This window comes from Streptomyces sp. NPDC104106 (assembly GCF_055584345.1).
This window is the reverse complement of the sequence record NZ_JBVJMF010000010.1, coordinates 196,735-221,167: the sequence shown is the minus strand read 5'-3', so window position 1 is coordinate 221,167 and position 24,433 is coordinate 196,735. Positions and strand designations below refer to the sequence as shown.

At 67.5% G+C, this 24,433-nt stretch carries 24 protein-coding genes and 1 pseudogene; 17 read left to right on the top strand and 8 right to left on the bottom strand.

Annotation, left to right across the window (positions count from 1 at the left end; all coding sequences use genetic code 11):
• Positions 1-22: 22 nt before the first annotated feature.
• From ACZ60X_RS24400 to ACZ60X_RS24380, 5 genes are all read right to left on the bottom strand, one after another.
• Positions 23-1,291 carry an ABC transporter permease gene (locus tag ACZ60X_RS24400; protein WP_469602137.1) on the bottom strand — a complete coding sequence of 423 codons (1,269 nt, stop codon included), beginning with the start codon at positions 1,289-1,291 and terminating at the stop codon, positions 23-25.
• On the bottom strand, positions 1,288-1,977 hold the full coding sequence (locus ACZ60X_RS24395; protein ID WP_469602134.1) for an ABC transporter ATP-binding protein: 690 nt from the start codon (positions 1,975-1,977) through the stop codon (positions 1,288-1,290). Before ACZ60X_RS24395 ends, ACZ60X_RS24400 begins: the two co-directional genes overlap by 4 nt.
• Positions 1,974-3,425, bottom strand: a complete 1,452-nt coding sequence (locus ACZ60X_RS24390) for an efflux RND transporter periplasmic adaptor subunit (protein WP_469602130.1) — start codon at positions 3,423-3,425, stop codon at positions 1,974-1,976. The genes ACZ60X_RS24395 and ACZ60X_RS24390 overlap by 4 nt, the downstream gene beginning before the upstream one ends.
• Positions 3,418-4,185 (bottom strand): hypothetical protein, encoded by a 768-nt coding sequence (locus ACZ60X_RS24385; RefSeq protein ID WP_469602127.1) that lies wholly within the window; start codon positions 4,183-4,185, stop codon positions 3,418-3,420. The genes ACZ60X_RS24390 and ACZ60X_RS24385 overlap by 8 nt, the downstream gene beginning before the upstream one ends.
• Before the next feature lie 187 nt (positions 4,186-4,372).
• On the bottom strand, positions 4,373-4,882 hold the full coding sequence (locus ACZ60X_RS24380) for a hypothetical protein (RefSeq protein ID WP_469602124.1): 510 nt from the start codon (positions 4,880-4,882) through the stop codon (positions 4,373-4,375).
• A 1,611-nt stretch (positions 4,883-6,493) separates the two neighbouring features.
• Here ACZ60X_RS24380 and ACZ60X_RS24375 point away from each other — a divergent pair.
• The gene (locus ACZ60X_RS24375; protein WP_469602120.1) at positions 6,494-8,182 is read left to right on the top strand and encodes a tetratricopeptide repeat protein; all 1,689 of its coding nucleotides are present in this window, start codon (positions 6,494-6,496) and stop codon (positions 8,180-8,182) included.
• A gap of 490 nt (positions 8,183-8,672) precedes the next feature.
• On the opposite strand, the gene ACZ60X_RS24370 is transcribed toward ACZ60X_RS24375, so the two are convergent.
• Positions 8,673-8,906 (bottom strand): DUF397 domain-containing protein, encoded by a 234-nt coding sequence (locus ACZ60X_RS24370; RefSeq protein WP_469602118.1) that lies wholly within the window; start codon positions 8,904-8,906, stop codon positions 8,673-8,675.
• A 29-nt stretch (positions 8,907-8,935) separates the two neighbouring features.
• On the bottom strand, positions 8,936-9,802 hold the full coding sequence (locus tag ACZ60X_RS24365; protein ID WP_469602115.1) for a helix-turn-helix domain-containing protein: 867 nt from the start codon (positions 9,800-9,802) through the stop codon (positions 8,936-8,938).
• A gap of 309 nt (positions 9,803-10,111) precedes the next feature.
• On the opposite strand from ACZ60X_RS24365, the gene ACZ60X_RS24360 reads away from it, so the two are divergent.
• From ACZ60X_RS24360 to ACZ60X_RS24285, 16 genes and pseudogenes are all read left to right on the top strand, one after another.
• The gene (locus tag ACZ60X_RS24360; RefSeq protein ID WP_451238245.1) at positions 10,112-10,285 is read left to right on the top strand and encodes a hypothetical protein; all 174 of its coding nucleotides are present in this window, start codon (positions 10,112-10,114) and stop codon (positions 10,283-10,285) included.
• Positions 10,282-10,698: a hypothetical protein gene (locus ACZ60X_RS24355; RefSeq protein WP_469602112.1), complete on the top strand. Its 417-nt coding sequence runs from the start codon at positions 10,282-10,284 to the stop codon at positions 10,696-10,698. The genes ACZ60X_RS24360 and ACZ60X_RS24355 overlap by 4 nt, the downstream gene beginning before the upstream one ends.
• A 50-nt stretch (positions 10,699-10,748) precedes the next feature.
• On the top strand, positions 10,749-11,168 hold the full coding sequence (locus ACZ60X_RS24350; protein WP_469602109.1) for a DUF6415 family natural product biosynthesis protein: 420 nt from the start codon (positions 10,749-10,751) through the stop codon (positions 11,166-11,168).
• Positions 11,165-11,554, top strand: coding sequence for a hypothetical protein (locus tag ACZ60X_RS24345; protein WP_469602106.1), 390 nt, complete (start codon positions 11,165-11,167; stop codon positions 11,552-11,554). Before ACZ60X_RS24350 ends, ACZ60X_RS24345 begins: the two co-directional genes overlap by 4 nt.
• 11 nt (positions 11,555-11,565) lie before the next feature.
• Positions 11,566-12,189, top strand: coding sequence for a hypothetical protein (locus ACZ60X_RS24340; RefSeq protein WP_469602102.1), 624 nt, complete (start codon positions 11,566-11,568; stop codon positions 12,187-12,189).
• A gap of 2 nt (positions 12,190-12,191) precedes the next feature.
• The gene (locus ACZ60X_RS24335) at positions 12,192-12,569 is read left to right on the top strand and encodes a hypothetical protein (protein WP_469602099.1); all 378 of its coding nucleotides are present in this window, start codon (positions 12,192-12,194) and stop codon (positions 12,567-12,569) included.
• Positions 12,570-12,630: 61 nt separating this feature from the next.
• Complete coding sequence (locus ACZ60X_RS24330) at positions 12,631-13,914, top strand: tyrosine-type recombinase/integrase (protein WP_469602096.1); 1,284 nt, start codon at positions 12,631-12,633, stop codon at positions 13,912-13,914.
• Complete coding sequence (locus ACZ60X_RS24325) at positions 13,911-16,445, top strand: tyrosine-type recombinase/integrase (RefSeq protein ID WP_469602094.1); 2,535 nt, start codon at positions 13,911-13,913, stop codon at positions 16,443-16,445. Before ACZ60X_RS24330 ends, ACZ60X_RS24325 begins: the two co-directional genes overlap by 4 nt.
• Complete coding sequence (locus tag ACZ60X_RS24320) at positions 16,442-17,077, top strand: maleylpyruvate isomerase N-terminal domain-containing protein (protein ID WP_469602092.1); 636 nt, start codon at positions 16,442-16,444, stop codon at positions 17,075-17,077. Before ACZ60X_RS24325 ends, ACZ60X_RS24320 begins: the two co-directional genes overlap by 4 nt.
• A 33-nt stretch (positions 17,078-17,110) precedes the next feature.
• A pseudogene (locus ACZ60X_RS24315) lies at positions 17,111-17,344 on the top strand (DUF6624 domain-containing protein); the annotation flags it as partial.
• Positions 17,345-17,524: 180 nt separating this feature from the next.
• Positions 17,525-18,547, top strand: coding sequence for an NAD-dependent epimerase/dehydratase family protein (locus ACZ60X_RS24310; protein WP_469602089.1), 1,023 nt, complete (start codon positions 17,525-17,527; stop codon positions 18,545-18,547).
• 12 nt (positions 18,548-18,559) lie between these two features.
• Entirely contained in the window at positions 18,560-19,291 is a 732-nt protein-coding gene (locus ACZ60X_RS24305; RefSeq protein ID WP_469602087.1) for a hypothetical protein, read from the top strand.
• 11 nt (positions 19,292-19,302) lie between these two features.
• Positions 19,303-20,631, top strand: coding sequence for a hypothetical protein (locus tag ACZ60X_RS24300; RefSeq protein WP_469602084.1), 1,329 nt, complete (start codon positions 19,303-19,305; stop codon positions 20,629-20,631).
• 20 nt (positions 20,632-20,651) lie between these two features.
• Complete coding sequence (locus tag ACZ60X_RS24295) at positions 20,652-21,710, top strand: NAD-dependent epimerase/dehydratase family protein (RefSeq protein ID WP_469602081.1); 1,059 nt, start codon at positions 20,652-20,654, stop codon at positions 21,708-21,710.
• Positions 21,707-22,885: a DegT/DnrJ/EryC1/StrS family aminotransferase gene (locus ACZ60X_RS24290; protein ID WP_469602078.1), complete on the top strand. Its 1,179-nt coding sequence runs from the start codon at positions 21,707-21,709 to the stop codon at positions 22,883-22,885. Before ACZ60X_RS24295 ends, ACZ60X_RS24290 begins: the two co-directional genes overlap by 4 nt.
• A 105-nt stretch (positions 22,886-22,990) precedes the next feature.
• Entirely contained in the window at positions 22,991-23,869 is an 879-nt protein-coding gene (locus ACZ60X_RS24285; protein WP_469602076.1) for a glycosyltransferase family 2 protein, read from the top strand.
• A 117-nt stretch (positions 23,870-23,986) separates the two neighbouring features.
• Here the strand turns inward: ACZ60X_RS24285 and ACZ60X_RS24280 are convergent, their stop codons facing one another.
• A complete protein-coding gene (locus ACZ60X_RS24280; protein WP_469602074.1) occupies positions 23,987-24,430 on the bottom strand; it encodes a hypothetical protein in 444 nt (147 codons plus the stop codon).
• Between the last annotated feature and the right edge of the window lie 3 nt (positions 24,431-24,433).

Here is a 24,433-nt window from a genome sequence, read left to right as displayed (position 1 = left end):
TCCTCGAGTGGGGGATGGCGAATTAGCGGCGGAGGGCTTCTACCGGCTGGATACGGGCGGCCCGCCATGCCGGGTACAGCCCGGCAAGCACTCCGGTGGCCAGTCCGATCAACGGGGCGGCGATCACCGTGTCCGGCTGTACCACAGGGGTCCAGTCCCGGACGGTGGAGACGCCGACCACCACCAGGACGCCGAGCGAGGTGCCGATGAGCCCGCCGAGCGTGCCCAGCACCGCGGATTCGGTGAGGAACTGGGTGAGGACGTGCCGGGCACGTGCCCCGAGAGCGCGGCGCAGTCCGATCTCGCCGGTACGTTCCATGACGGCCACCAGCGTGGTGTTGGCGATCCCGACCGCGCCGATGACCAGGCACACGCAGGCCAGGAGCAGGAACAGCTGGCCGAGGTCGTGGTTCACGCCGCTGCGCAGGCTCCTGGGGTCGGGTGGCGGCACGGCCTCGAAGTATTCGGGATGGTCGGGGCGCAGCGCGACGGGTGCCTCGCGGGCCACCTGCTGGGCGGCTCCCACCCGGGTGGCGACGAGCATGTCAGCCCCGTCTTTGGGCGGCCCCCACAGCGACTGGGCCGTGGTGCGGGGGACGATGACCGAGAGCAGCAGGTCGGCTCTGCGCTGTACGTCGCCGAGGATCCCGATGACGGTGAACGCCTGGTCGCCGATGAAGACCGCGGGCTGGGTGTCCAGGGTGGTGATGCCGAGTTTGTTCGCCATGCCCGCGCCGAGCAGGGCGACGTGCTGTCGGGTGCGGTCGTGCCAGCGGTCGAAGAGCCGTCCCTGGCGCAGTGCCGGCTCGGCGGCTCTGACTGCTCCCGAGGAGGCAGCCACGACCTGGATCTGGCTGCTGACGCCGGTGCCGGCGATGGGCGCGGAGCGCACCTGCTGACTGTTGCCGAGCTGCACCGGCCACAGCACGCCGGCGTGCTCGACCCCGTTGAGGCGTTCCACGCGCTGGTCGGCATCCTCGGGGAAGGCGAGCGGTTCGAAGTCGGTGTGACTGCGCGCAACGTCGTGGACGGTGATCTCGGTGGCGCTCAGCCGACTGAAGCGGCCGTCGATCTGCGAGGTCGCCGTAGCGGTCAGGCCGAGGACGGCGACGAACGCCCCGACCCCCAGCACGGTACCCAGAGCAGTCAACGCGGCCCGGGCCGGTCGCTGCAGGACACCCGCGGTCGACTCCGATACAGCATCCCGCCAGTGGAAGCGGGACTTCTCCACTGTGCCCGCAGCCGGGCGTCCGGGCCGGCGTCGCAGGGGACGAAAGGGGCCGGGCTTCACGACGGCACCTGCGCCGTGTCATGCAGAATTCCGTCACGGATGTGCAGAACGCGGGCGCCACGCTGGGCGACCACGGGGTCGTGGGTGATGACGACGACGGTGACTCCGCCGGCGTTCAGTTCCTCCAGCAGGTCGAGGACCTGGGCCGCGGTGGCGGTGTCCAGATTGCCGGTCGGCTCATCGCACAGCAGCAGGGCGGGCCGTGCCACCAGGGCGCGGGCGATGGCGACGCGCTGCCGCTCGCCTCCCGACAGGGTGGTGGGAAGTGCGTGGATGCGGTGGCCGAGCCCGACCCGCTCAAGCGCCTCGCGGGCTCGCTCCGCTCGTTCACGGCGGGGGACCCGCTGGTAGACGAAGGCGAGTTGCACGTTCTCCAGCGCGCTGCGGTGGGGCAGCAGATGGAAGGCCTGGAAGACGAATCCCACCCGTCGCCCGCGCAGCGCCGAACGGCTGGGGTCATCGAGGCGGCCGGTGTCGATCCCGTCGAGGAGGTAACAGCCCTCAGTCGGCGAGTCCAGCAGGCCCACGATGTTCAGGAACGTCGACTTCCCCGACCCTGACGGGCCGACGACCGTGACGAAGTCCCCGTGCTGCACTGTCAGGTCACAGGGCAGGAGCGCGGACACAGGCGGCGGGCCGGGATAGGTGAGCGCCGTCCCGCGCAGCTCAATCACCGGTGCTGTCACTGTGCACCACCGATGCCGGTGATGACCTTCTCGCCCACGCCCAGCCGCGCCCCCTGTACAGGGCGTACCTCCACGTATCCGTCGCCGGACGCCCCCGTCACCACGGGCACGCGGCGACGGCGATCACCACCTGCAGCAACGGTTACCGAGGTGGAGCCGTCCGCGCCCGCGGATATCGCGGTCACGGGAACGACCAGGACCTCGCCGCTGGTGGCGGCAGTCTCGATGGTCAGCCGTACGTCCTGTCCGTCCAGCGACACCGGAAGAGCCTTGTCGGGTGACACCGTCACGGCAAAACCCTGCGGACTGTCGCCGGCCGGGGCGGAATGCCCGTCCTGGCCCTGACCGTCGACCTGGGAGCGGGTCACCGTGTCCGCGACGGACCGCACCGTGGCCGTGGCCGTGGTGCCGTCCAGTTCGGAAAGGATCTGCACCTGCTGCCCGGGCCGTACCAGGGTGTGCTGCTCGCGGGATAGGAACCCCCGCACGACGAGCCGGCCGGCCGAGACCGTCATCACGGTCCCGGACACCTGGCTGCCGACACTGCCCTCCACCTCATCCACCCGGGCCGGAAAGCCCTTCACATACACCACTTCAGAAGCAGGGAGCATAGGACCGCTCACGGCCTTGGCGTCGGCGAGTTTCTTCTCGGCCCTGTCCAGGTCCTCACGCGCGCGGCTGACTTCCACGGAAGGGTCGCCGCTTGAGCCTTCCGACGGGGTCTTGCCGTCTGGTCCCGGAGCGGCGGTGCTGTGGCTGCTGCCGGACTGGGCATCCTGCAGGTGGCGGCGGGCGTCGGTCACGCCGTCCTGTGCGCTCGTCACCGTGTTCTCGCTGTCCGGGACGGCGGGCAGCGGGTCATAACCGATGGCACGGTAAAGGGAGTTCAGGGCGGCCTTGGTGCCCGGCCCGAAGAAGCCGGTCCGGTCACCCGCCACGGGATGACCAGTCCCGGCCAGGGCCTGCTGGAGCTGAGCCACGTCGTCGCCCTCGGTGCCCGGCTTGAGGTCCCGGTAGACCGGCAGCGTTCCCTTCAGAGCGATGACGGGACGACCGGAGACCTCAAGCAACGGGCGCCCGGGACGGAACGTATCTCCCGCCCGTACGTCGACCTTGGTGATCACCGGGGTTCCGCCGCTCTCTCGTCCGGATCCCGACGGTGCGATCTGAACGGTCTGCGATGCGGCCACCGTTCCGCGAACGATCACCGAGTCCCGCAGCACGCGCCGTTCCACAGGGGCGGTCAGCAGGCTCGGCGGCGGGGCCGCCGTGTCCGCAGCTGCCTGGGCGGGCGACTTGATGACCTGCGATGCCCCCAGTCCCAGTGCCGACACGACGATGGCCGACACCACCGCCACACCCAACACCCGGCGACGCCTGACCAGCCCCTGACCGGCCGAAAACGCCCGGTCACCTGCTTCCGGCGTGGTGTCCGCCTCCTCAGTCACGCAGCGCCGCCTCAGCTGCCTTGACCGCCTTGGTGTTCCTCTCCTTGAGCTGCTGCAACGCGAGTTGGTTCTGCTCCACTTGCCGTTGTTGGATCGCCGCGTCGACGCCGTGCCAGATGCGCACCAGGTCCGTCTTCGTCTTGCAGGCGATGTCCGCCAGCGCGAGAGTGATCTCCTCTTGCGAGGCGGTTCCACTGCCGCTCCTGGGAGCCAGATTCACCGCTGCGTACGGGTCGGCCACCGTGTATCCCTTCGATTTCATGCATGCCGACCACGCTGCCAAGGCCTTCTGCACCCGGGGGTCCTCCTGCGACTTCACAAGGCTGTCGTGGTCCAGATGAGACGACAGAGTGAAGTCGATACGCGCCCCCAGCTTGTCGAACGACTCCTGCTCACAACCCCCCTCAGGGACCTTCTTGCCCTGGTAGGTGGATGGGGCCTCCTCTGCCCGCGGATCCAGCGCCTTGCGTCCGGTCAGCACAGCGGTCGCCGCAGGAGTCAGTTTCGGAGGCTTGGGATGCTCCGCTGAATCCGGCGGCAGCTCATACCCATACCTGGCGGCGGCCGCAGGGTCGCTGATGCCGTAGCGGCGAGGCATGTTCGAGTCGTCCGCGTTCGGCGGAGGATTCACTCCCGCCGGGGGAAACGTCATCGTGAACCCGTACCGGGCCATGCACTGCGTCTCCAGGCTCCGGCCGGCGCGCTCGATCACCACGGAGTCCTGATACGTCTGCATGTACTGCTGCAGCGGGAGCGTCATGCCCTTGACAAGTCCGGTGTCCGTGACCGCCTTCGGCCACTTCGAGGTGTCGGCGCCGATCGCTGACGATCCTCCGGGCGCTGCGCTCGGGGACGTGGGGGCGGACGGCGACGAGGAACAGGACGTCAACACGGAGGCCGCCGCGACGGCCGCGGCCAGGGCCGCGAGCCGCCGCGCCCGCCCACTGCTACGCGAAGTGAGACGATGCATTGTTGTTCTTCAGCGTGGAGTCGAGGTTGGTGCTGGAACCGCAGCCGAAGTAGTGCGGAATGGACTGCGAGTGCCCGGTGAAACCGGAGTTGTAGTAGATGCGATACCCGTCCGTGGACGAGCAGTTGTTGGCCGCGGCCGCGTTGTTCTTCACCTGCTGCCCGGACCCGTCGCCGTACCCCGAGTAGTACACGAACACGTACCGCCAGAAGACGTTGGTGCCTCGGGCCGGCACGTCGGCGTAGGCGTGATCGTAGATGTTCCCGTAGAACTGGGCGAAGCTGCCCGAGGGGTTGCCTTGCCCGGAGTTGGCGACCGAGTGGTAGTAGATGTACAGGTCACCCTGGGAACAGCCGTCGAAGACGCAGTTGTCGCTGACGTATTTCGTGCCGATGATGTCCGCGGAAGCCGGACCGGCCCCGTACAGAAGAGCCGATCCAACGGTCGCCAGAGCAGCAGCGGCGACACCCAACTTTCTCAGACGCATGAGCCCCCCTCATGTCGATGCATGGCAGGCGGAGGCGACGCGGTACCTGTGCTGAAGCGTTCCCCCCGCTTTTGCGCGCCCTCACGCCGAGACTGGTCTAGTCCACCTCGCGGAGCGCCTGATCATTAGACACGGCGCACACAGACTCCACAAGGTTTCTTCACGGCCAACTGGCTGACCGAAACTTTACCCTACTCGTCGGTCGCCGATGACCAGAACAACCTCCAACTGCCTTTGTATCAACAGGTTTTATGCATGGAGAGCCTGGAGGTGTCAGGGGTCGGTCGCGCTTGTTCCGGCGGGATGGTCTTGATGGACCCTTGACCGTACCTGTGATTTGACTTGGTAAACCTGCTTGGACCTGTCGAAGCCCGTCGACGTCGGCCGCGTGGACGCACTGACTGGGCGGCACCGTCGATGCGTTCGCGGTCTGGCTCGAGCACTCGCGCGCCGCTGGACGTCGTCCTCGTCGAGCCGGACCTGGTCGCGGAGATGACGTTGACGTAGCGCAGGATCACAGAGCCTGGCCGCACCCGGTGAGACCCGTACGGATCCGGGAGGGACATGGTCCCGGAGACGTTGCCGTCTTCGGCGCGGGTGCGGTGCCGTCCGCTGAGTGACTGCCGCTGGTCATCCGGAGGAACTGTTGGCCGTCGTGGCACTCCCGCTCACCACCGATGAGGGGTGAAGGTCACACCCCGATCTGACCGATATCGCCCTCCCGGCGACTGTCTTACCGGAACATGGAACTGCGGTTCCCACAGGGGCCGTCCTGCATGTTGCTACATACCTGCCGATCGTCTGACCGTTGGGACGGGGCGAGAGAGAAGGGACGGACCATGTCGCCGAGGTGGAGGATGACGGTGATAGTGGCCGCCGTGGCGGGAACCGTCTCGACCCCGCTCTTCTGGCTGCTTGAGGGGCCAAATACCGGCCAACTGGTGGGAGCGACAGTTCAGGCGGCCACGGGGGTGGGCGCATTGATTTGGGCGTGGCTTCAGCCAGCCGCACCACCAACAGCCGCGCTGCAGGACGCAGTCGTCCAAACTGGCCGGGCCGAGGCGACTGGTGGTGGTCAGGCGCATACGGGCATTCGCCGTCGTGACACTGGGGATAACCGAGCAGCACGGGCGCAACGGACCGGCGAGGCCATCGCCCATGGCCGGGGCAGCACTGCTGGCACTGGAATCGACTACACCGGCTAGAACTGCCCGTGGCGTTGACTGGAAGGCGAGATCGGCAATGAGGTGGCGTCGGGCAGGCAGATCGTCCCGCTCCCGGGCCAGCAAGGGGGGATCGGACCAGGCCGTCGACAGCTACCGAGGTGGTGGCGGCTCCGCCGCAGGCGCCGAGGCCGCAGTGCTGGTCGAAAGGTCGGGGAGTGCCACTGCATCAGCCGCGCATGCGGTCGCCATCAGCGGCCACGTCAGCCACCTGACGGTCTCCCCGCCGCCTCCGAGGCACCCGCTCCGATGGCCGCTCCGGTTGGGTTCAGTGCCAGGTCTTGCATCCGCGTTTCAGGACCGGAGCGCGGTACGTGCTCGGATCGACCAGGCACGCGCAGGGCATGGCACGGTGGTTCTGACCCAGGTCCTTTCTGGTGGCGGTGGCGTGGGCAAGACCCAACTGGCCGCCGCCTACGCTCACCAGGCTCTGACCGAAGGTGTCGAGTTGGTCGTGTGGGTCGACGCCAGCGAGACCGAACAGGTCGTAGGCCGTTTTGCCGATGCTGCGCGCTGTGTGGAAGCCCCACAGGCCGAACTGCCCCAGGGCCCAGAGGACTTGGCTCAGGTCTTTCTCGACTGGTTGGCCACCACATCTCGCTCGTGGCTCGTAGTCCTGGACGACATCACGGACCCCGAGACCATGCAGCCATGGTGGCCCCCGCAATCTGTGAACGGTCGCGGCCGAGTGTTGGCAACCACCCGGCGCCATGACGCTCTGCTGTCCGGTGGCGGCCGAGCCATGGTCAACATCGACACCTACAGCGCGGAAGAAGCCGGCATCTATCTGCACGAGCGCCTCAGCTCGGCCCGCGCCACGCATTTGTTGGATGACCAAGTCGAGGCACTGGTCAAGTCTCTGGGCTATTTGCCGCTGGCGCTATCGCACGCCGCTGCGTACATGATCAACGAGGACGTGTCCTGCGCCGAGTACGTCAACCGCTTCAACCACAGCGCCGCCACCCTGGATGACCTGTTCCCACGCCAGGCAGACACCGAGGGATACGGCCGGCAGGTCGCTACCGCCCTCCTCCTGTCCTTGAGTGTGGCTCAAGCGTGCGAGCCCGTCGGGTTGGCAATCCCCACTTTGCGCCTGGCCGCTGTCCTGGACCCCGCCGGGCATCCCCATTCGCTGTGGGTGAGCGACGCTGTAAGCAACTACCTCAGCAGGCACCGCACATCACCGGCCGACGGTCCCGCCAAGGTCGCCCCCGACCAGGCGCGCGCAGCACTACGGCTCCTACACCGGTACGGCTTGCTCACCGACACTGCGCAGGCCGGTTCACGTGCTGTACGGCTGCACGCTCTCACAGCACGCGCCGTGCGAGAACACACACCTGATGACGCCTGGCCGGGCATTGTGAAGGCAGCTGTCGACGGACTGACTGAGGTGTGGGAGGCCTTCTCCCCGTTCGACCGCGAACGGCTGGCCGTGTTGCGGACCAACATCGACACCCTCGACGGATGCACGGGCGACTTGTTGTGGGAGGTCGAGGGGCACCATCTCCTGCGCTGGGCTGGGCGCACCCTGACCCTTAGCTCGGCTGCGCTCCCCTACTGGCAACGGCTGACGGCCAATAGCGAGCGGCTGCTGGGCCGCACCCATCCCAAGACGCTCCTCGCTAGACGCGATCTCGCATGGACCTACTTCCTTGCCGACCGCCCCAAGGATGCGTTCGCGGTACTTCAGGCGGATTTTCCACACCAGGACCGAAGATTGGCCCCCGAGCGGCTGGCAACTTCGCAGAGTCGTCGCAGGCATGTTGATGCCATTGTGCTGCTGGAGGACACCCTTGCCGTGCGCGAACGAGTCCTGGGCCCCGACGACCCAGTGACCGTCGAATGCAGAGGCAATCTCGCCATCATCTACTGGGAAGCGGGCAAGACGGCGGAAGCGATTCTCCTGCTCGAGCGTGCCGTCTCTAGCTGGCAGAGGATGCTGGGAGCCGAGCACGCTCGCACAGTCTCGATGGCTAAGCTTCTCCAAAGTTGGCAGACAAAACGCAAGCGACGCTGGTGGAGCAGCAGGCGAAGTTCACGCGCGACTCCCCAAGAAGCCGGGGCCCGCAGGCCCTAGTCACGGTCCGTTCGGTGAGGGTGACCATTGGGCACGTGCAGTTCGAGTCGGAGCGCGGCGGTCTGGCTTCATCGGCCTTGGTACTGGCGGGCTTGCCTATTCAACTGTCGCCAGTTCCTTGTGGAACCCACCCCGCTCATGGCCGTGTGGTCGCCGGAGGCGTCCGCGCCGGATGCCCCTCGCGACGAGGACGAAGGAGAGCCGGCGCTGGCGGCGACGTAGCTGACGCCGACCCGCTGCTACCGGTAGGCAGCGGCATGCGACCGACCTGCGGTGGTGCCGGAGCCGCTGCCTCCGGGGCCCAGATGTGAGCTGGGCGGCGAGGCGGCTGGCCGGCGTGAAACGGGATTGCACGGTGCGTCGCCGGGCGACTGCCGGGGCCAGTGGGTAGTGTCCGAAGAGAACGAACTAGCGAGGCTCGCCCCCATCTCACCTGGGGACGGGCCTCGCGTGTTTGTCGGCGGAAGGTCAGATGCTGCCCAGACCTTCCCTACAAGGCACGGCCGCTCAGCCGGTCGTTTCGCTTGATGTCGGCGATGAAGCTGCCCCACGCCTGGCCGGTGAAGCCGAGAACCGGGCCGCGCTTCTGCCTCTTGGTGTCGCGGACTGCAACGTCAGCGGCCGCACCTGCGGGGTACTCGCCGCACTCCACGCACTCATTCTCCGTGGCACTGCGGCTGGACTTGTGCCAGCTGCGTGCGCCCTGGTCGAGGCTATCTGCCATGTTGTTCCTTCCGCGCTGTGTCAGCCAACTCACGTGGTCGAGATGGCACGACGCAAGTATGTCGCCGTCTCCTTCGTGGACAGTGCTTGGGATTGGAGCCGCGTGAATCGGTTCGCGCTCACGCGAACCTCGTTCGGCTCGTCGTTGAAGGCGTTCGGTCCACCCGACTCCACGTACGTGATGCTCCCGTCCAGGGTGTCTCCGAAGCTGAGCAGCATGAACGCCCCGTTCATGCCAACGTGCGCGCCGGCGGAGAAGGGGAGGAGCTGAAGCGTGATATTGCTCCGTTTCCCCAGGTCCACAAGGTGTGCGATCTGCTCCTGCATTACCTGCGGGCTGCCGACTTCGGTACGGATGACGGCCTCTCCGATGACCGCCCATACCTGCGGCGGGTTCTTCCGCACCAGCACTTCCTTGCGACGCTCACGCAGGGTGAGTGCGTCGTCAACCGGCAATGGGGAGTCGGCCGGTCGGATGGACCTTTGGGCCTCGATGATCGCTGCCGAGTAGTCGGTTGTCTGGAAGATGCCCGGCACAGCGAGTGGCTGGAAGGTACGTACCTCGGTCGCGAGGTCTTCCGCGTCCGCGACGTCCACGGCGGTCGGGCCGACCTTGGAGCCGTAGGCCGTCCACCAGCCACGCGCCCTGCCGTGCTTGGCGAGCGCGACGAGTCGCTGCTTCACATCGTCGTCTCCAAGGCCGTAGATACTCGCGTACGCGATGGCGTCGGCGACGCTGACAGCGGTGTGGCCCGACTCCTGGCGGCGCACGGTGCTGTGGCCGACGCCAAGCTTCTGCGCCACGTCCTCGATGGAGATGCCACGCTCTTCGCGCAGGCGGCGGAGCTGCCCGCCGAGAAGCCTCTTTCGGACGGTGGGAACGCCTTTGTAGGCCATGTGACCTCCACGTCAGTACTGGATCGCGCCTGTCAGTGTGTCTGTTTCCATGCGTTGCAGGCCAGTTCGGATACTCGTCAAAAGTGAAAACGTGTCACCGAGCCACTTGTCAGTTTTGGCTCTGTGCGAGATTCTACCGATGTCGCTCACGGTAGGTACCGCTCTCCGCACGACCAGTGATTTCGTGCGCCCATGCGGCCTTGCCCAGGCGGCGGCCGAGCTACCCGCCCGGCAGCGCGGCCGGACCCCACCCCTTGGGGTCCGTCCGCCGCCCCCCACATGACTTTCTGCGAGCGAGCCGAGGCGGCAATGACGCCACACGCACCCCAAGAGCACCACCACCCCAGCACCCCCGCGACGGAGCACGCCCGTACGGGGCCGGTGTCGCCCGCTGCCCGCACCTACGCCGACGAACACGGCGACGTTTCCGACTGGACCACCGAATGGTTCGAGATCTACGCGGAGCTGGGAGGCATCCAATGACCAAAGCAACCGCCATGCAGGAGGGGATCGCCATCGCCGCCAGCCGCGACTCGGTAGCCGCCGTCTTATATGTCTGCGTTGAGCGCAGCAAGTTGGCGCCGAGCCAGGCCACCCAGCGCGCGGAAGGCGAGGGCCGATCCTTTGCGGCGGAGCGGGGCCTGCGGGTTACGGAGACGATCCGTGACCCGTACGGTGAACCCGATCCTCGCCGCCGCGAGGGCTGGATGCGCGTGCGGGAGCTGGCGGAAGCCGGTTCGGTCGGCGTCGTGATCGTCCGCTGGCCGGCGGCCATCGCCCCTGACGGCTCACACGAGTTGCGCCACCGTGAGATCCGTTGGCTCATGAAGCGCGGGGTACAAGTGCGCTACTCGTGGACTCCGCTCTCCCGCTCGGACGCCGGTGAGACCAAGTGAGCGCTGCGCACCCGTCGTTGGCCCTGTGCAATGCAGCCGCAGCCCGCAGTATGAAGGTCGGGTCCGCCCCGCCCGCTGCCCCACGAACCCTGTTCGACCTGCTGGGGGCGCTTGGTGGCGCGCTCCTCGACGACTACCTGGAGTTGGTCCTCGGCTGGGGTGCCGCACCGTTGCAGCCGGACGAGATTCCGAAGATCGTGTCCTGCTTGCAGGGCTGCCTGTGGGGGCTCGTGACCCAGGCCATGAATCGCGTCAAGGGGCGTCCGGACCAGGATCTGATCAAGCGGATCGGCTTTGCGGTGTGCCTCGACGTCGAGGGGGCAGCGGAGGGTTTCCATCCCGATGACGCCTACGTACGCCGTCTCGCCATGCTCGTTTCGGACCTGCTCGACCGGGTGGCCGAGAATGACGACGGTCCGCTCCCGACCTTCAACGCCCGCCCCCCATTCCGTGGTTGGTGGTCGGCGTGAGCGAGTTGCTGCCGCGAGCGTATTGGTGCCACGTCGACCACGACGGCCGGCAGCTTCAGAACTGGGGCCCGGCCGACATCACCACCAATGCCCCCGGATTGGCAGTCGTGTGGGTGCGTGAGGCCGTTCGCGATATCAGTTCCACGCTGGAGCGCGAGACCTTCCACGCGGTGTGGGGCTGGCTCGGTGACCACGGCGCTGTCCACGCGGCCGTCGTTGAACTGCGCAGGGGCAAGCCGTACACCTTCACGGTGCCAAGCCCGGCCGGCCGCTGGACATGGACGGCGTACCCCGTCTCCTTGCTCCCTGTGGTGGAACGCTGCTCCGTCCCGGCTGCTCGTATGCGGCACTTAGCCCCGGTCGGTGCCATCGGCGGGCCCCCGTGACGGACACATCTGTGCTCACGGCTTTGTCAGCGCACCATCTGCTCGGAGAACCAGTCATGACGATCACTGTTGATGCCCCGGTGAGGCCTGCCCGCCCCACGACCGCAGAAGCGTCGAATGAGCTGAACCGCGCCGCTCGGGCCGCAGGTCTCAGCGTCTCGCCGATGCCCGACATGGACCGGCCCAGGGAGTACGTCGACCTGGGCAAGGTCACTCCGGAGACGGCCGCCGAGCTGGCCCGGCTGATTCGCAGCGGAATGAGGCGGGCCTACAGGACCGTCGACGGCCTACAGGCTGTCTGCCAGGCGCACGGGCTTGCGATCCCGGACCTGTCCGTGCAGGACGGCAAGATCGATCTCGGTGACGTCTCCGTCGAGACGGCTGACCGCCTGGCCTGCCTGCTCGGTGCGCCGCCCCAGCCGGAATCCCGTCTGGACCTGAACGAGTGGACCGAAGCGCACAAGGTCATGGACCGCCTCAGCTGCGCCTTCAAGACCGCCACCCGCGGCGGATTCATCGACCTTTACTTCCACCCGGACTGCCTTCGCTGCGACACGGACGCGGCCATCAGCCTCGGCTCCATCCCCGTCAAAACCGCACGCCGCCTCGTCAACGCCCTCCAGTTCGGAGCCTGACCATGACCACACAACCGCAGCGGCCCGACCTCGCCCGAACCCTCATCGACCGTGACGAAAGAGCGCGGGCACACCGCGCTCTCCTCGTCCGCGGGCTGCTGAGCCCCACCGCGATCGACATGGAACGGCACGTCGATCGCGCCGACGCCCAGGTGCTGCGGCGGATCCTCACGGACCACGGCTGGCCCGGCACGAGCCTCGTCGGAGAGGAAGGCGCCGAAGCCGCTTGGCACCTCGCCCTGCACGCCGACCACGACCCGGCCCTTCAACAGCTGGCTCTCGGCCTCCTGGCCGCCGCCGTCGAAGAAGGTGAGGCGACGATCCAGCAGTGGGCGCACCTGCGCGACCGGTGCAGCGTTAATGCCGGTCCTGTTGACTGAACTAAGAAGGGAGTCTTCGCAGGTCAGGTGACCTTTCTTCGTCCCGTCAGTTAGGTCGTTCGTGGACGAACTCAGCACGCCTCCGAGAGATCTTGCCGCCTTGTCCGTGCCGTTGGTCGGTGCGTTGAAGGCCACCGGCAACGAATGGGAGCCGTACCAAGTGGTGAATGAGCATGGGCTCGCCGAGCCAGGAGTCACACTCTTCCTGGCGGACATGCAGGCGGCAGGACGCCGGCCCTCGACATTGCGTTCATATGGCATGGATCTGCTGCGCTGGTACCGGTTTCTCGCGGCGGTCGGCGTGCGCTGGGACCGGGCGACCAGGATCGAGGCCCGTGACTTCAGCCGATGGATGCAGATCGCCGACAAGCCCGTCCGAGTTCACTGGCGTAACCGTTCCACTGGCGAGGCCACCACGGCGATGGCCGGGCTCGGGCAGCGTCGATCGGCCGGCGTTCCCAACCAGGTCACGGGCAAGCCGAAACCGGGAACGAAGTACGCGCAGTCCGTGCGCGCGCACAGTGAAACTGTTCTGAGGAGCTTCTACGATTTTCACCGCGACGCTGGCAGTGGGCCTGTCTTGAACCCCTTCCCTCTGGTGAGGGAGCGTCTCCACCAGCGGGCCCATGCTCACCAGAGTCCGATGCAGCCGCGCCGCAACGAGCGGTCCGGGCTCTATCGCCCCCGTGTCGCGAAGCGTCTGCCTCGCAGCGTGCCGGATGAGTTCTTCAACCGGCTGTTTGCGGACCTGCCCAGCGACCGGGACCGTGCGCTTGTGGCGTTTTGGGTGTCGACCGGCGCGCGGGCTTCGGAGCTTCTCGGCGCTCGCCGCGGCGACGCCGACCCCGGCCAGCAGGTGATTTCCGTCGTGCGCAAGGGCACCGGGGCGGTCCAGCAACTGCCTGCCTCTCCCGACGCGTTCGTCTGGCTGCGGCTCTACCAGCAGCAGTTGCAAGGCAAGGTCCCGGCTGGGCAGCGTCGGCCGTTGTGGTGGACACTTCGGCACCCTCTGCGGCCGTTGACCTATCACGCCGCACATCGGATGTTCGAGCGGGCGAATGCCGGGCTTGGGTCGAACTGGACCCTCCACGATCTGCGGCACACGGCGGCCTACCGGATGGCTCGTGACCCCGAGATGCCGCTTACCGATGTGCAGTGGGTCCTTGGACACGCACATCTGACGACTACTCAGATCTATCTTTCCCCGCACCGGGACGAGGTGATCAGCAGTGTTCTCGCACATCATGCACGCCAGGCAGAGCGTCGTGAACAGGTGCAGGCTCCCTCTGTGGCTTCCGGCTACCGGCAAGACGACCTTGAGGTGCTGTTTGGGAGGCCACTGTGAGCTCGAAGCTGGATACTCCCGTGCGGCGTGTGCTCACGCACCCGTCGGCTGCAACAGCCACGGTCATCACCGAGCATCCGGTGGACGATCTCCTGCGGCGCTACCCGCCACGGCCACCTGTTGAGTCCTGGCCGCAGACGTACTACTCACGCGAGCAAGTGCTGGAGTGGATGTTTCAGACTCGGTATCGCGGAGCGAACTGTGAGAGTGAGTCCTACCGCCGCCGCGGCATCAAGTGGGTCTTGAGCTGGCTGGAGACCCACCCGGGCGAGACGTGGCAGAGCCGGTGGCTGGTCAGCGGGGCCGATGCAGCCGGATGGGAGTGGGTCAAGCTCGCCGAGCAATGGTTACAGCCGGACGCGGAAGTGTCCGAGCAGGAACATTTCGCGCTCCTGAGCGGCGTGAACGCTCTGGTCTACAGCGAGGTGGTACGGCCCACCTACCGCTGGCTGCTGGGCCAGCGCGGATCCGCGAAGTTACTCAAGCGCGCCAAGGCCGTCATGGACGCCGACGGCTTCAACCGTCTGCACGAGGTGGCCGCAGGGCTTGAAGGCATCCATGACAAGGGCCTGCAGCAGGCGCTGAACCGCGTCGCCTGGATCCTGATCCACAAAGGGGGCAACGTCTCTGATGTCACCCTGGGCGACCTCCTAGAGCTGAACGAAGCTGTCAGGGCCCGGAGCCGACTGCGGGCAAGGAACCTTAACCTCGCCTACCAGCTGTTGTTGGGTGCCGGAGTCTTGCCTGACGGGCTCCCGCCGAACATCCGGCCGCTGATCGGACGCGGACAGATCAGCGTCGAGGCAATGGTCGACCGCTACGACGTCGCCTGCCGGCCGGTCCGAGACCTTCTGGTCGCCTACCTCAAGGAGCGGCAGCCCTCAGTCGACTATGCCACCTTGGACAGGACCAGCCACGACCTTGCAAAGCTGTTCTGGAAAGACCTGGAACTCCACAATCCCGGTATCGACTCCCTCCGCTTGTCGCCCGAAGTCGCTACGGCCTGGAAACAACGTCTGAAGTTCCTGCGTGACAGGGATGGAACTCCGAAGGGCGAGCGGAAGAACTACCCCGGGATGCTGTTACAGATTCGAGCCTTCTACCTCGACATCGCCCAATGGGCAGCCGAGGAACCCGAGCGGTGGGCCCAGTGGGTGGCTCCGTGCCCCATTAAGGCCCACGAATGTGCGATCCATAAAACGAAGTTGCACCGCAAATCGCGTATGGACCAGCGCACTCGAGAGCAACTTCCCACCTTGCCCTCGCTGGTAAATGCGCTGAACCGGTATCGCCAACACTCCGACCAACTCCTGCAGGCCGCCCAGGGGACTGAGCCTGGCCAGCAATTTACCTGCCGCAGCGAGACCTGGACCCGTCCGCACATGCCTTACAACCACAGCCCCAAGATCTACGCCACCGACAGCACGGGTCAGCGTCATGACCTGAGCATGCGGGAAGACCGCGCCTTCTGGGCCTGGGCGCTGGTCGAAGTCCTGCGGCACAGCGGGGCCAGGATCGAGGAAGCACTCGAACTCACCCACCACGCCTTCGTGCAATACAAGCTGCCGACCACCGGCGAGATCGTGCCACTGCTGCAGATCGTGCCATCAAAGACAGACACCGAACGACTCGTCCTGGTCTCACCAGAGCTGGGAGAAGTGCTGGCCACCGTCATTCGCCGCATCCGCTCCGGCCAGGCGGTAGTCCCAATGGTCAGCGCAAGAGACATCCATGAAAAAACCTGGACCCCGCCTATGCCCTTCCTCTTCCAACGGCAGTACGCCTCCGAACGCCGGGTGATCAGCCCCGCATGCGCCCGCGACCTGATCAAGAAGGTTGCAAGGGAAGCCGGATTCACCGCCACAGCTGGCGGAAAGCCAGTTACCTTCACCCCGCATGATTTCCGAAGGCTGTTCGTCACTGACCTGGTAATGAATGGTCTCCCACCCCACATCGCCCAGGTTATTTGTGGTCACCAGGACATCAATACGACCATGGGCTACAAGGCCGTCTATCCCCAGGAAGCTATCAACAACTTCCGCGGGTTCCTAGCCCGGCGACGGTCAACCAGACCCGGCGCTGAATACCGCACCCCCACACCGGAGGAATGGGACGAGTTTCTCGGCCACTTCGAGAAACGGAAGGTGTCCGTCGGAACCTGCGCACGCGCCTTCGGAACACCTTGTATCCATGAGCACGCTTGTGTCAGATGCGCCCTGCTTCGACCCGATCCGACGCAACGGGCACGGCTTGTCGACATCCGCGACAACCTGCTTGCCCGCATCGCCGAAGCCGAGCGCGAAGGTTGGCTCGGCGAAGTTGAAGGACTCAAGGTCAGCCTCGCCGGCGCTGAGGAGAAACTCACCCAGCTCGACGACCTCATCGCTCGCCGCAACGCGACCGTGAACATGGGAATGCCTGGCTTTTCCGACATCGTCGGACGCCACGTCACCACCGGTCCGCAAGCTGCCACCCACGCACCGCCCAAGGCCCATAGTGTCGGAGATCTCGAATCATGGAGGACTTCATGAGCGTCATAGACGCCTACCTCGCCGTCGCGAGTCAAACAGCATCACTGCTGGAGATTCCAGAAGTCGACGCGGCATGGGAGCGGCCCAGCGCGCTGGCCAAGATGACGGTCGGCGGTCTGGCCGGCCACCTCGCCTACCAGATCTTCAGTGTCAGCTCGGCCCTGGAAGAGCCCGAGTCGCAACAGGCGCCGATCCCGTTGCTGGAACATTACGCGCGCGCTGCCTGGATCGACGCACCACTCGACGGAGAGGTCAACACCGGCATCCGGGCGAAGAGCGAGGGCATCGCATCCGAAGGAGTGCTGTCGTTGGCCGAGCGCGCCCGCACCGCGCTCGTTGAGCAGCAGACCAATCTTGCTGGGCGTTCAGGCGACCAGGCCGTGTTCATGCCGCAGACGGGATGGGCGCTGTGTCTCGACGACTTTCTGGTCACGCGGATGTTGGAGCTCGCCGTGCACATGGACGATCTCGCTGTCAGCGTGGGAGTCACCACGCAAGATCTTCCGGAGGCCGCCTTCGATCCCGTGCTCGTGCTACTGGCTCGACTCGCCGCTGGACGGCACGGCCAAGCCGCGCTGCTCAGAGCGTTGACCCGTGCGGAGCGAGCATCCGCGGCGATCAACGTGATCTGACCGACCTCGACATACAACGGGGATCACTTCGTAGTTCAGAGAAGACAGCCGCAGGTCTTCGGTACCCAGCACTGCCGCAGCCCCGCCGGCATACAGATGCTGCCGACGCAGGACCCGGATCACCTCGACGCCCGCCGTGCCAGCGTCGGCCTGCCGCCGCACGCTGCCGCCTGCGAAGCCCTGCGGCAGCGCCACCGCCGCGAGCCGGAGAGCGAGCAGTCTCGCGACGACGACCGGGCGCCCGCGCTCGTAGGAAGCGCCGCATGAGGTCCGTCGAGCAGTTCCCCAACGACCCGGGACGCGTGGGCTGACGACGGCCGTAACCGCACACCGCACAGCTCCAGTGGCCGGGAGTGCATGACGGTCCTCCCGGCCACCGGTCCCAACCACGCAGCCCCCTCTGCACCACGCAGTCCTCAACTTCCCTTTCATCAAAGGAGCATGGTCATGTCCTTAAGCGAACTCGCCGGATGCACAGTGCTCGTCACAGGCGCGGGCGGGTTGATCGGCAGCCGCCTCACCGCACAACTCCGCCGGCTCGGCGCGCGCACGGTGTCGGTGTGCAAGATGGACGCCTACCCGGAGCGCACCTATCGCAACTACTTCGGCATCCGCTCCGACGACCCGGACTTCATCGTTGGTGACATCGCCGAACCCCGCCTGATCAAGAGGCTCATCCCGGGCTGCGACTACGTCATCCACGCCGCTGCCCTGGCCGACGTGGCGGCCTGCACCCGCCAGCCCCTGGACGCGATCGACAGCAACGTGGTCGGCACCCAACGGGTCCTCGACGCCGTGGCCAGCTCGCAGACCGTACGCCGGATGGTGTTCGTCTCCTCCGCCAGCGTCTACGGCAACGGCGAGCACCGGCAGGCGGGGGCACGGTTCAGGGAGGACGCGCCGATGCGCCCGGTCTCGGTGTACGGAGCCAGCAAGGTCTGGGGTGAACACGAGACCGCCGCGCTGCTCGGCGGTTCCGGCATCTCCTACGCGATCGTCCGCTACTTCTCGGTGTACGGAGAACCGCAGGTCATCAAAGAGCACAGCCACTCCTGGGTCGTCGCCTGGTTCGCGATGCGCGCCGCACTGGGACTGCCGCTGCACCTCAACGGCGGTGGACACCAGGTCCGCGACTTTGTCCACGTCGACAACATCGCCACTGGGACTCTGCACGCCCTGACCGCCGAGCGGGCGCACCGGGCGACGGTGAACATCGGCACCGGCACGGCCACGACGATCCGTGGCCTGGCCGAGCTGGTCTGCTCGCACTACCCCGGCGCCAAGCTTGTGGAGAGGCCGATGCCTCCGGGTGATCCGGAGGGCGGGTTCGCCTGCACCCGCAGGATGGAAGATCTCCTGGGCTGGCGGCCGGGCATCAGCGTGGGGGAGGGGGTGGCCCGGTATGCCGCGTGGCTGCGTGAGCGTCCGGACGTGATCCCGCCGTGGCTGCGCGAGCCCACCGCGGCGTAGGCGGACGCCCTGATGCCTTCGCTCAGAGATCTCGCCGAGAGGCGGCTGCTCGGTGATCACCAGGTGATGGACCGGCCCACGCTGGACTGGATCACCTCCCACCGGCCCTCCTCCTTCCCCGACCAGCCGTCAGGTGTGCTGCATCCTCCCCTGTTGCTGATCCCGCGCACGGAGTGGTTCGCCGACGTACGGCTCGCGGATTCCATTCATGGCGTCCTGCACGGCGCCCGCGTCAGTGCGCTCGCCTCGCTCCTCGCGGGCGAGTACGGCCTGAACCGCGAGGAGGCGGCCACGTTGTGCGTCGCGGCGGCGGTGCACGACTGCCGCCGCCGTCACGACCGCGACGACGTCGGCCACGGCCGAAGAGCGGCCCGCTGGTTCGCACGGCACCCCCAGACGGTCAGCCGCGCCTTCGGACACCAGCTCCCGCCTGCACTGATCGCGTCGGCTGCCACCGCCATGGCCCTGCACGACGTCCCCTACGGCGCGTTCTCGGCCGACCAGGTACGCGCCTACGGGCAGGCCCGGCAGTTCACGGACCTGCTGAAGGCCGCGGACTGCCTCGACCGGTACCGGCTGCCGCTGGACCGCTGGTGGCCCGACACCCGCCGGCTACGCATCCGCGTACCGCAGTGGCTTCACCCGCTGGCCTTCGACCTGGTCACCTCCAGCGAGCAGAGGCGCCTGGACGGGGCCGCCCCGGCCGAAGCCCTCACCCACGCCCGTCAGATCCTCTACCGGTAGGAGACCTCAACGTGCGCGCCGAATGGGACGACGCCCACACCGACTACGCCGCCCCCGCCCGGCCACCCGGCCCCGCCTCCCTCAGTGAGACCCCCACCCAGTGGCGCGAGCAGCTGGAGCACGGCACCCCGAACGGGTGGCTGCTGCGCGGCAACACCATGCTGAAGACCCTGGCCAGCGGGCGCCCGATCCACCTGATGCACACGACCGCGGCCTTGGACGCGATCCGTGCGAGCGGGCAGCTGTATGCCGCGGCCGGCTGCCTGGTCGGCAGTCTGTACTGCGCTCCCCTCAGCCCCGAGCCGGCGGGGCTGAGGCCGCACAACATGGGCGCCTATCTGCTGGAGACGAAGCAGAACCGCGACGTCCTGGTCATCGAGATCAGCCCCGGCGCGGCGGTGCCGGTCAAGGGCATCGACTATCTACGCCTCGGCCGCATCCACCTGCGCACCTACGAGGAGCACCGTGACTGCCTGACCGGCGCCGAGGACGCCCGGATTCGGCAGGCAGCCGTGGAACGCGTACGGGCAGCATCCGGGTTCCTGGACACCCTCCTGGCTGCCGCATGCGGCAGCGCCCCCCGCCCGGACACGGTGTTCATCGACCGGCTCGCCGCCGCTGTGCCGCTGGTTCCGTTCCTGGGCTACCTGTACTTCGAAGTGCTGTCCGAGTACCTGATGCTCCACTCCACCTCCCCGCAGACCAGGGCGCACGCCGAAGCCGGGGAGATGAACAACCGGCTCTACAAGCAGCTCGCCTTCTCGGCGGTCCAGAGCATGCACCGTCTGTTCGACCTTGCCCTGTTCGCACCGGGCCACGACCGGCTCACGGGCCTGATCGGCGAGATCGAACCCGCGCTCGCACCGGGCGTGGCCTACTACGTTCACCGTCGCCTGCCGCACCTGTTCGCCTGCACGGCCCTGGAAGCCTCGCAGGACGCGGCAGCCGTCTCCTTCAAGGACGCCGACTTCCTCACCCTCGCCCGTATCGCGCCCTACCTGCTGGGGCAGATGGTCTTCCGCGAGATGCGCACCGAGCCCCGATACCCGCGGCTCTTCCCGGTGTTCGAACAGGCCAAGGCACTTCAGGCGTACGCGTACTGGAACCGCGAGGGCATCCCGACCCCGTTCAACGGCTTCCTGCCCAAAGGGGAGATCGGCGTCAACCTCGCCTACCCGCACGGCTCCTACGCGGTGTGGACGGCCGAGGTCTGCGAACGCGGCTTCCTCCACCCGGTCGACCAGCTCGACGTGACCTTCATCCCGCGCCTGACCGACCTGCGGGCCACCGCCCTGGGCAAGGCCGCCTTCCCCACCACCCCCGAGCCCGCAGCACACTGAATCGAAAAGGAGCACCCAGCGTGCGCATCGTCCTGCTCGGCGGCGCCGGCTACATCGGCACCGTCGCCACCCGCCTCCTGACCGCCCTGGGCCACCACGTGACCGTCGTGGACGGGCTGATCTACCACCGCGGCGACGACCCGGCACGGCTCGTGCCGACCGCCACCGACTTCGTCCACGCCGACCTGAGGGACACAGTTGCGCTCCGGCGTGCCGTCCAGGGCGCGGACGCGGTCGTGCACCTGGGCGGCCTCGTCGGGGAACCCGCCTGCGCCGTCGACGAGCGCCTGGCCGTCGAACTCAACTACGCCTCCCCGATCCTCGCCGCCGAGGCCGCCCACGAGGCCGGGGTCGGGCACTACGTGTTCTTCTCCTCGTGCAGCGTCTACGGCCAGCACGCCGGGACCGTGGACGAATCCACCGCCCCCAATCCACTGGGCATCTACGCCACCACCAAGGTTCTGGCCGAACGCCGCCTGGCCGCCACGCTCGACGACACCGCGTTGACAGTGCTGCGGCTCGCCACCGTGCACGGCCGCTCACCGCGCCAACGCCTGGACTCGGTCGCCAACCGCATGACCGCCCATGCCGTCGTAACCGGCCGGATCCCGCTCAACGGGGGATCCCAGCGCCGCCCTCTGGTCCACGTCGCCGACGTCGCCGAAACCCTCGCCGCAGTCCTGAACACCCCCCAAGGCCACCGGGTGTTCAACGTGGGATCGGACCGGGCAAACTTCACCATCGCCGACATCGCAGAAACCGTGCAGCGCACGCTACCCGGCACCAAGATCGACCGCGGCCCGGAGCGCGACGAGACCGACGCCCGCGACTACCGCACATCCTTCGCCCGCCTCGCCGACGCCTTCCCCGGAGCATGCCGGCACTGGCTCCACGACGGCATCCGCGAGATCGCCGAGGCCATGGAGACCCGCAAACTGGGCGACCCGGACCGTCCCGAGTACGACAACCTCAAGGGCCTCATCCTCGCCCGCGACGCCGCGCACCTCACCGCCCGGCGCACCCCCGAGTGCGAGCGCCTGCACGCCGAGTACACCGCCAGCGGCTGGAGGACCCGATGACCCCCACCGCCCCTGCCGGCGCGCCGTTCCTGCCGTGGAACCAGCCGTCCATCGGTGAGGAGGAGATCGCCGAGGTCACCGACACCCTCCGCTCCGGCTGGCTGACCTACGGCCCGAAAGCCGCCCGCTTCGAGGACGCCGTACGCGAGGCCCTCGGCGTCCAGGACGCATTCGCCGTGTCCTCCTGCACCGCAGCCCTCCACCTCGCGTTCCTCACCCTCGGGCTCGGCCCCGGCGACGAGGTGATCACCCCGAGCCTCACCTTCTGCGCCGCCCCGAACGCGCTGCTCCAGGTCGGCGCCCAGCCCGTCTTCGCGGACATCGAGCCCGCCACGCTCAACATCGACCCCCAGGCGGCCGAGGCAGCGATCACCGGCCGGACGAAGGCCATCGTCGTCATGCACTACGGCGGCCACCCCTGCGACCTCACCGCCTTCCGCAAGCTGGCCGACGACCACGGGCTCATCCTGATCGAGGACGCCGCCCACGCCCTGCACGCCAGCCGCGACGGACGCCGCGCCGGCGCGGCGGGCGACCTCGCCGTCTTCAGCTTCTACGCGAACAAGGTCATGACCACCGGCGAAGGCGGCATGCTCGTCGGCCGCTCCGACCTCATCCACAAGGCCCGGCCGCTGGGCCGCCACGGCATCGACTCCTCCGCCTGGCGCCGGCACGGACAGCGCAACACCGCCGACTACAACGTGAGCGTGCCGGGCCTGAAGTACGTTATGCCAGACATCACCGCCTCGATCGGCCTGCGGCAGTTCACCAGGCTCCCGGCCTTCACCGCCCGCCGCAGCGAGATCGCTGCCGCCTACACCGAAGCTCTCGCCACTCTGCCCGGCCTGACCATTCCCGCCGTCCTGCCTGGCGTCGAGCACGGCTGGTTCTTGTACTCGGTCCTCATCGACCCCGCCACGGCGCCACTGGATCGCAACCAGGCCGCACAGGTGCTGCGCGATGTGCACCAGATCGGCACCAGCGCGCACTTCAAACCCGTGCACACTCTCGCCCCCTATCAGAACCTGGACACCGGCGCCCTGCCCGTCACCGAGACAGCCGCCGCCCAGCAGCTGTCCCTGCCGTGCTACCCGGCCATGACCGACCGTGACGTGGACCGCGTGATCACCGCCATGTGCAGGCTCTGGTCCTCCTATCACCCGCCCGGAGCGTGAAGACGGCGCGCTCCGGGCCGCGCCTCCTCGCTGCTGACGGCCACAGCGCGCGGGCGCCCATGCCGTAGGCTGACCGCCCGCAGCACAACGAAGGGGAACATCGGCGTGAACAACGGCGCAACGCGACCCACCGTGGGGGCCGTGGTCCTGACCATGAACGACCGGCCGGACGAGTTCCCGAAGGCCATGTCGTCCCTCCTGGCTCAGGAAGGCGTCGATCTGGACGTCGTCGTCGTGGGCAACGGGTGCACCCCCCAGCAGGTCCCCGATGGTGTGCGCACGGTCACACTGGCCGAGAACGTCGGCATCCCCGAAGGCCGCAACACTGGCGCCGACCGGGTGACGGGCGACTACCTCTTCTTCTTCGACAACGACGCCCTGCTGCCCACCCCCCACGTCCTGGCCCAGCTCGTCGCCCGCCTGGAAGCCGATCACGGCCTCGCCTACACACAGCCCCGCATCGCCGACCCCGACAGCGGCATCACCCTGCGCCGCTGGGTCCCGCGCCTGCGCGCATCCGACCCGACCCGCCCCGGCATCGTGACCGTCATGGCCGAAGGCGTCGTGATGATCCGCCGCTCCGCCTTCGACCAGGTCGACGGCTGGCCCGGCTCCTTCTTCCTCTACCACGAGGGCGTCGACCTGGCCTGGCGGCTGTGGGACCACGGCTACCACGGCTACTACATGCCCGACGTGATCGTGCACCACCCCGCCACCCACCCCTCCCGCCACGCAGCCTTCTACCGGCTCAACGCCCGCAACCGGGTCTGGCTCGCCCGCCGGCGCCTGCCCCGCCTCCTCATCCCCGTCAACCTCGCCGTCTGGGCCACCGTCACCCTCTGGCGAACACGCGGGCTGCCCGCACTGCGCGCTTCACTCGCCGGCTTCATGGAAGGCCTCCGCGACACATGCGGGACACGCGAGCCCATGAGCTGGAACACGGTCGCCCGCCTCACCCGCGCTGGACGGCCTCCGGCCTTCTGAGCCACCACACGAACCGAAGACGCCGACAGCGTGTCGGTAGCTGCTGGGAAGGAGCGTTGACGGTGCCGATGTAGTGCAGGTCTATCTCCGCCTCCAGAGGCGATGAGAACATCACCTTCAAGTACCCGAGTGCTGGTTGAGCTTGCCGCACGGGAGGGAGGTGAGTGTCACCTTCTTCCTCGGCGGCGTTGCGAGCGCCACCTCATAGCATTCCGAGACGGCCGTACCGGAAAATGATCCGGGTGAGGCGTACGGGATGTCCACCCGGAAGGTGATGGAAGTGCCCGAGCTCGTGCTGACGACTCCGGGTGTGCCCAGCTGGAGCGAGGCTGCCAGCTGCTGAATCCGGTCCTTGTCGGGCAGGGAAGAACCGGATGCCTTGTCCAGGCGTGTCGCGAAATTGTGTGCGGTGTCGGCAGCCTCCTGGAGCGCCTTTACGCGGTTGCGGTCCGCCTGCTGGCGGTTGTCCTGCTGCCCCCACGCGAAAGCGGCAAATACCGCGAACGCGATCAGGCATATCACTGCGCCTGTGATACCAAGAAAACGCCGGAAGCGAATCATGGA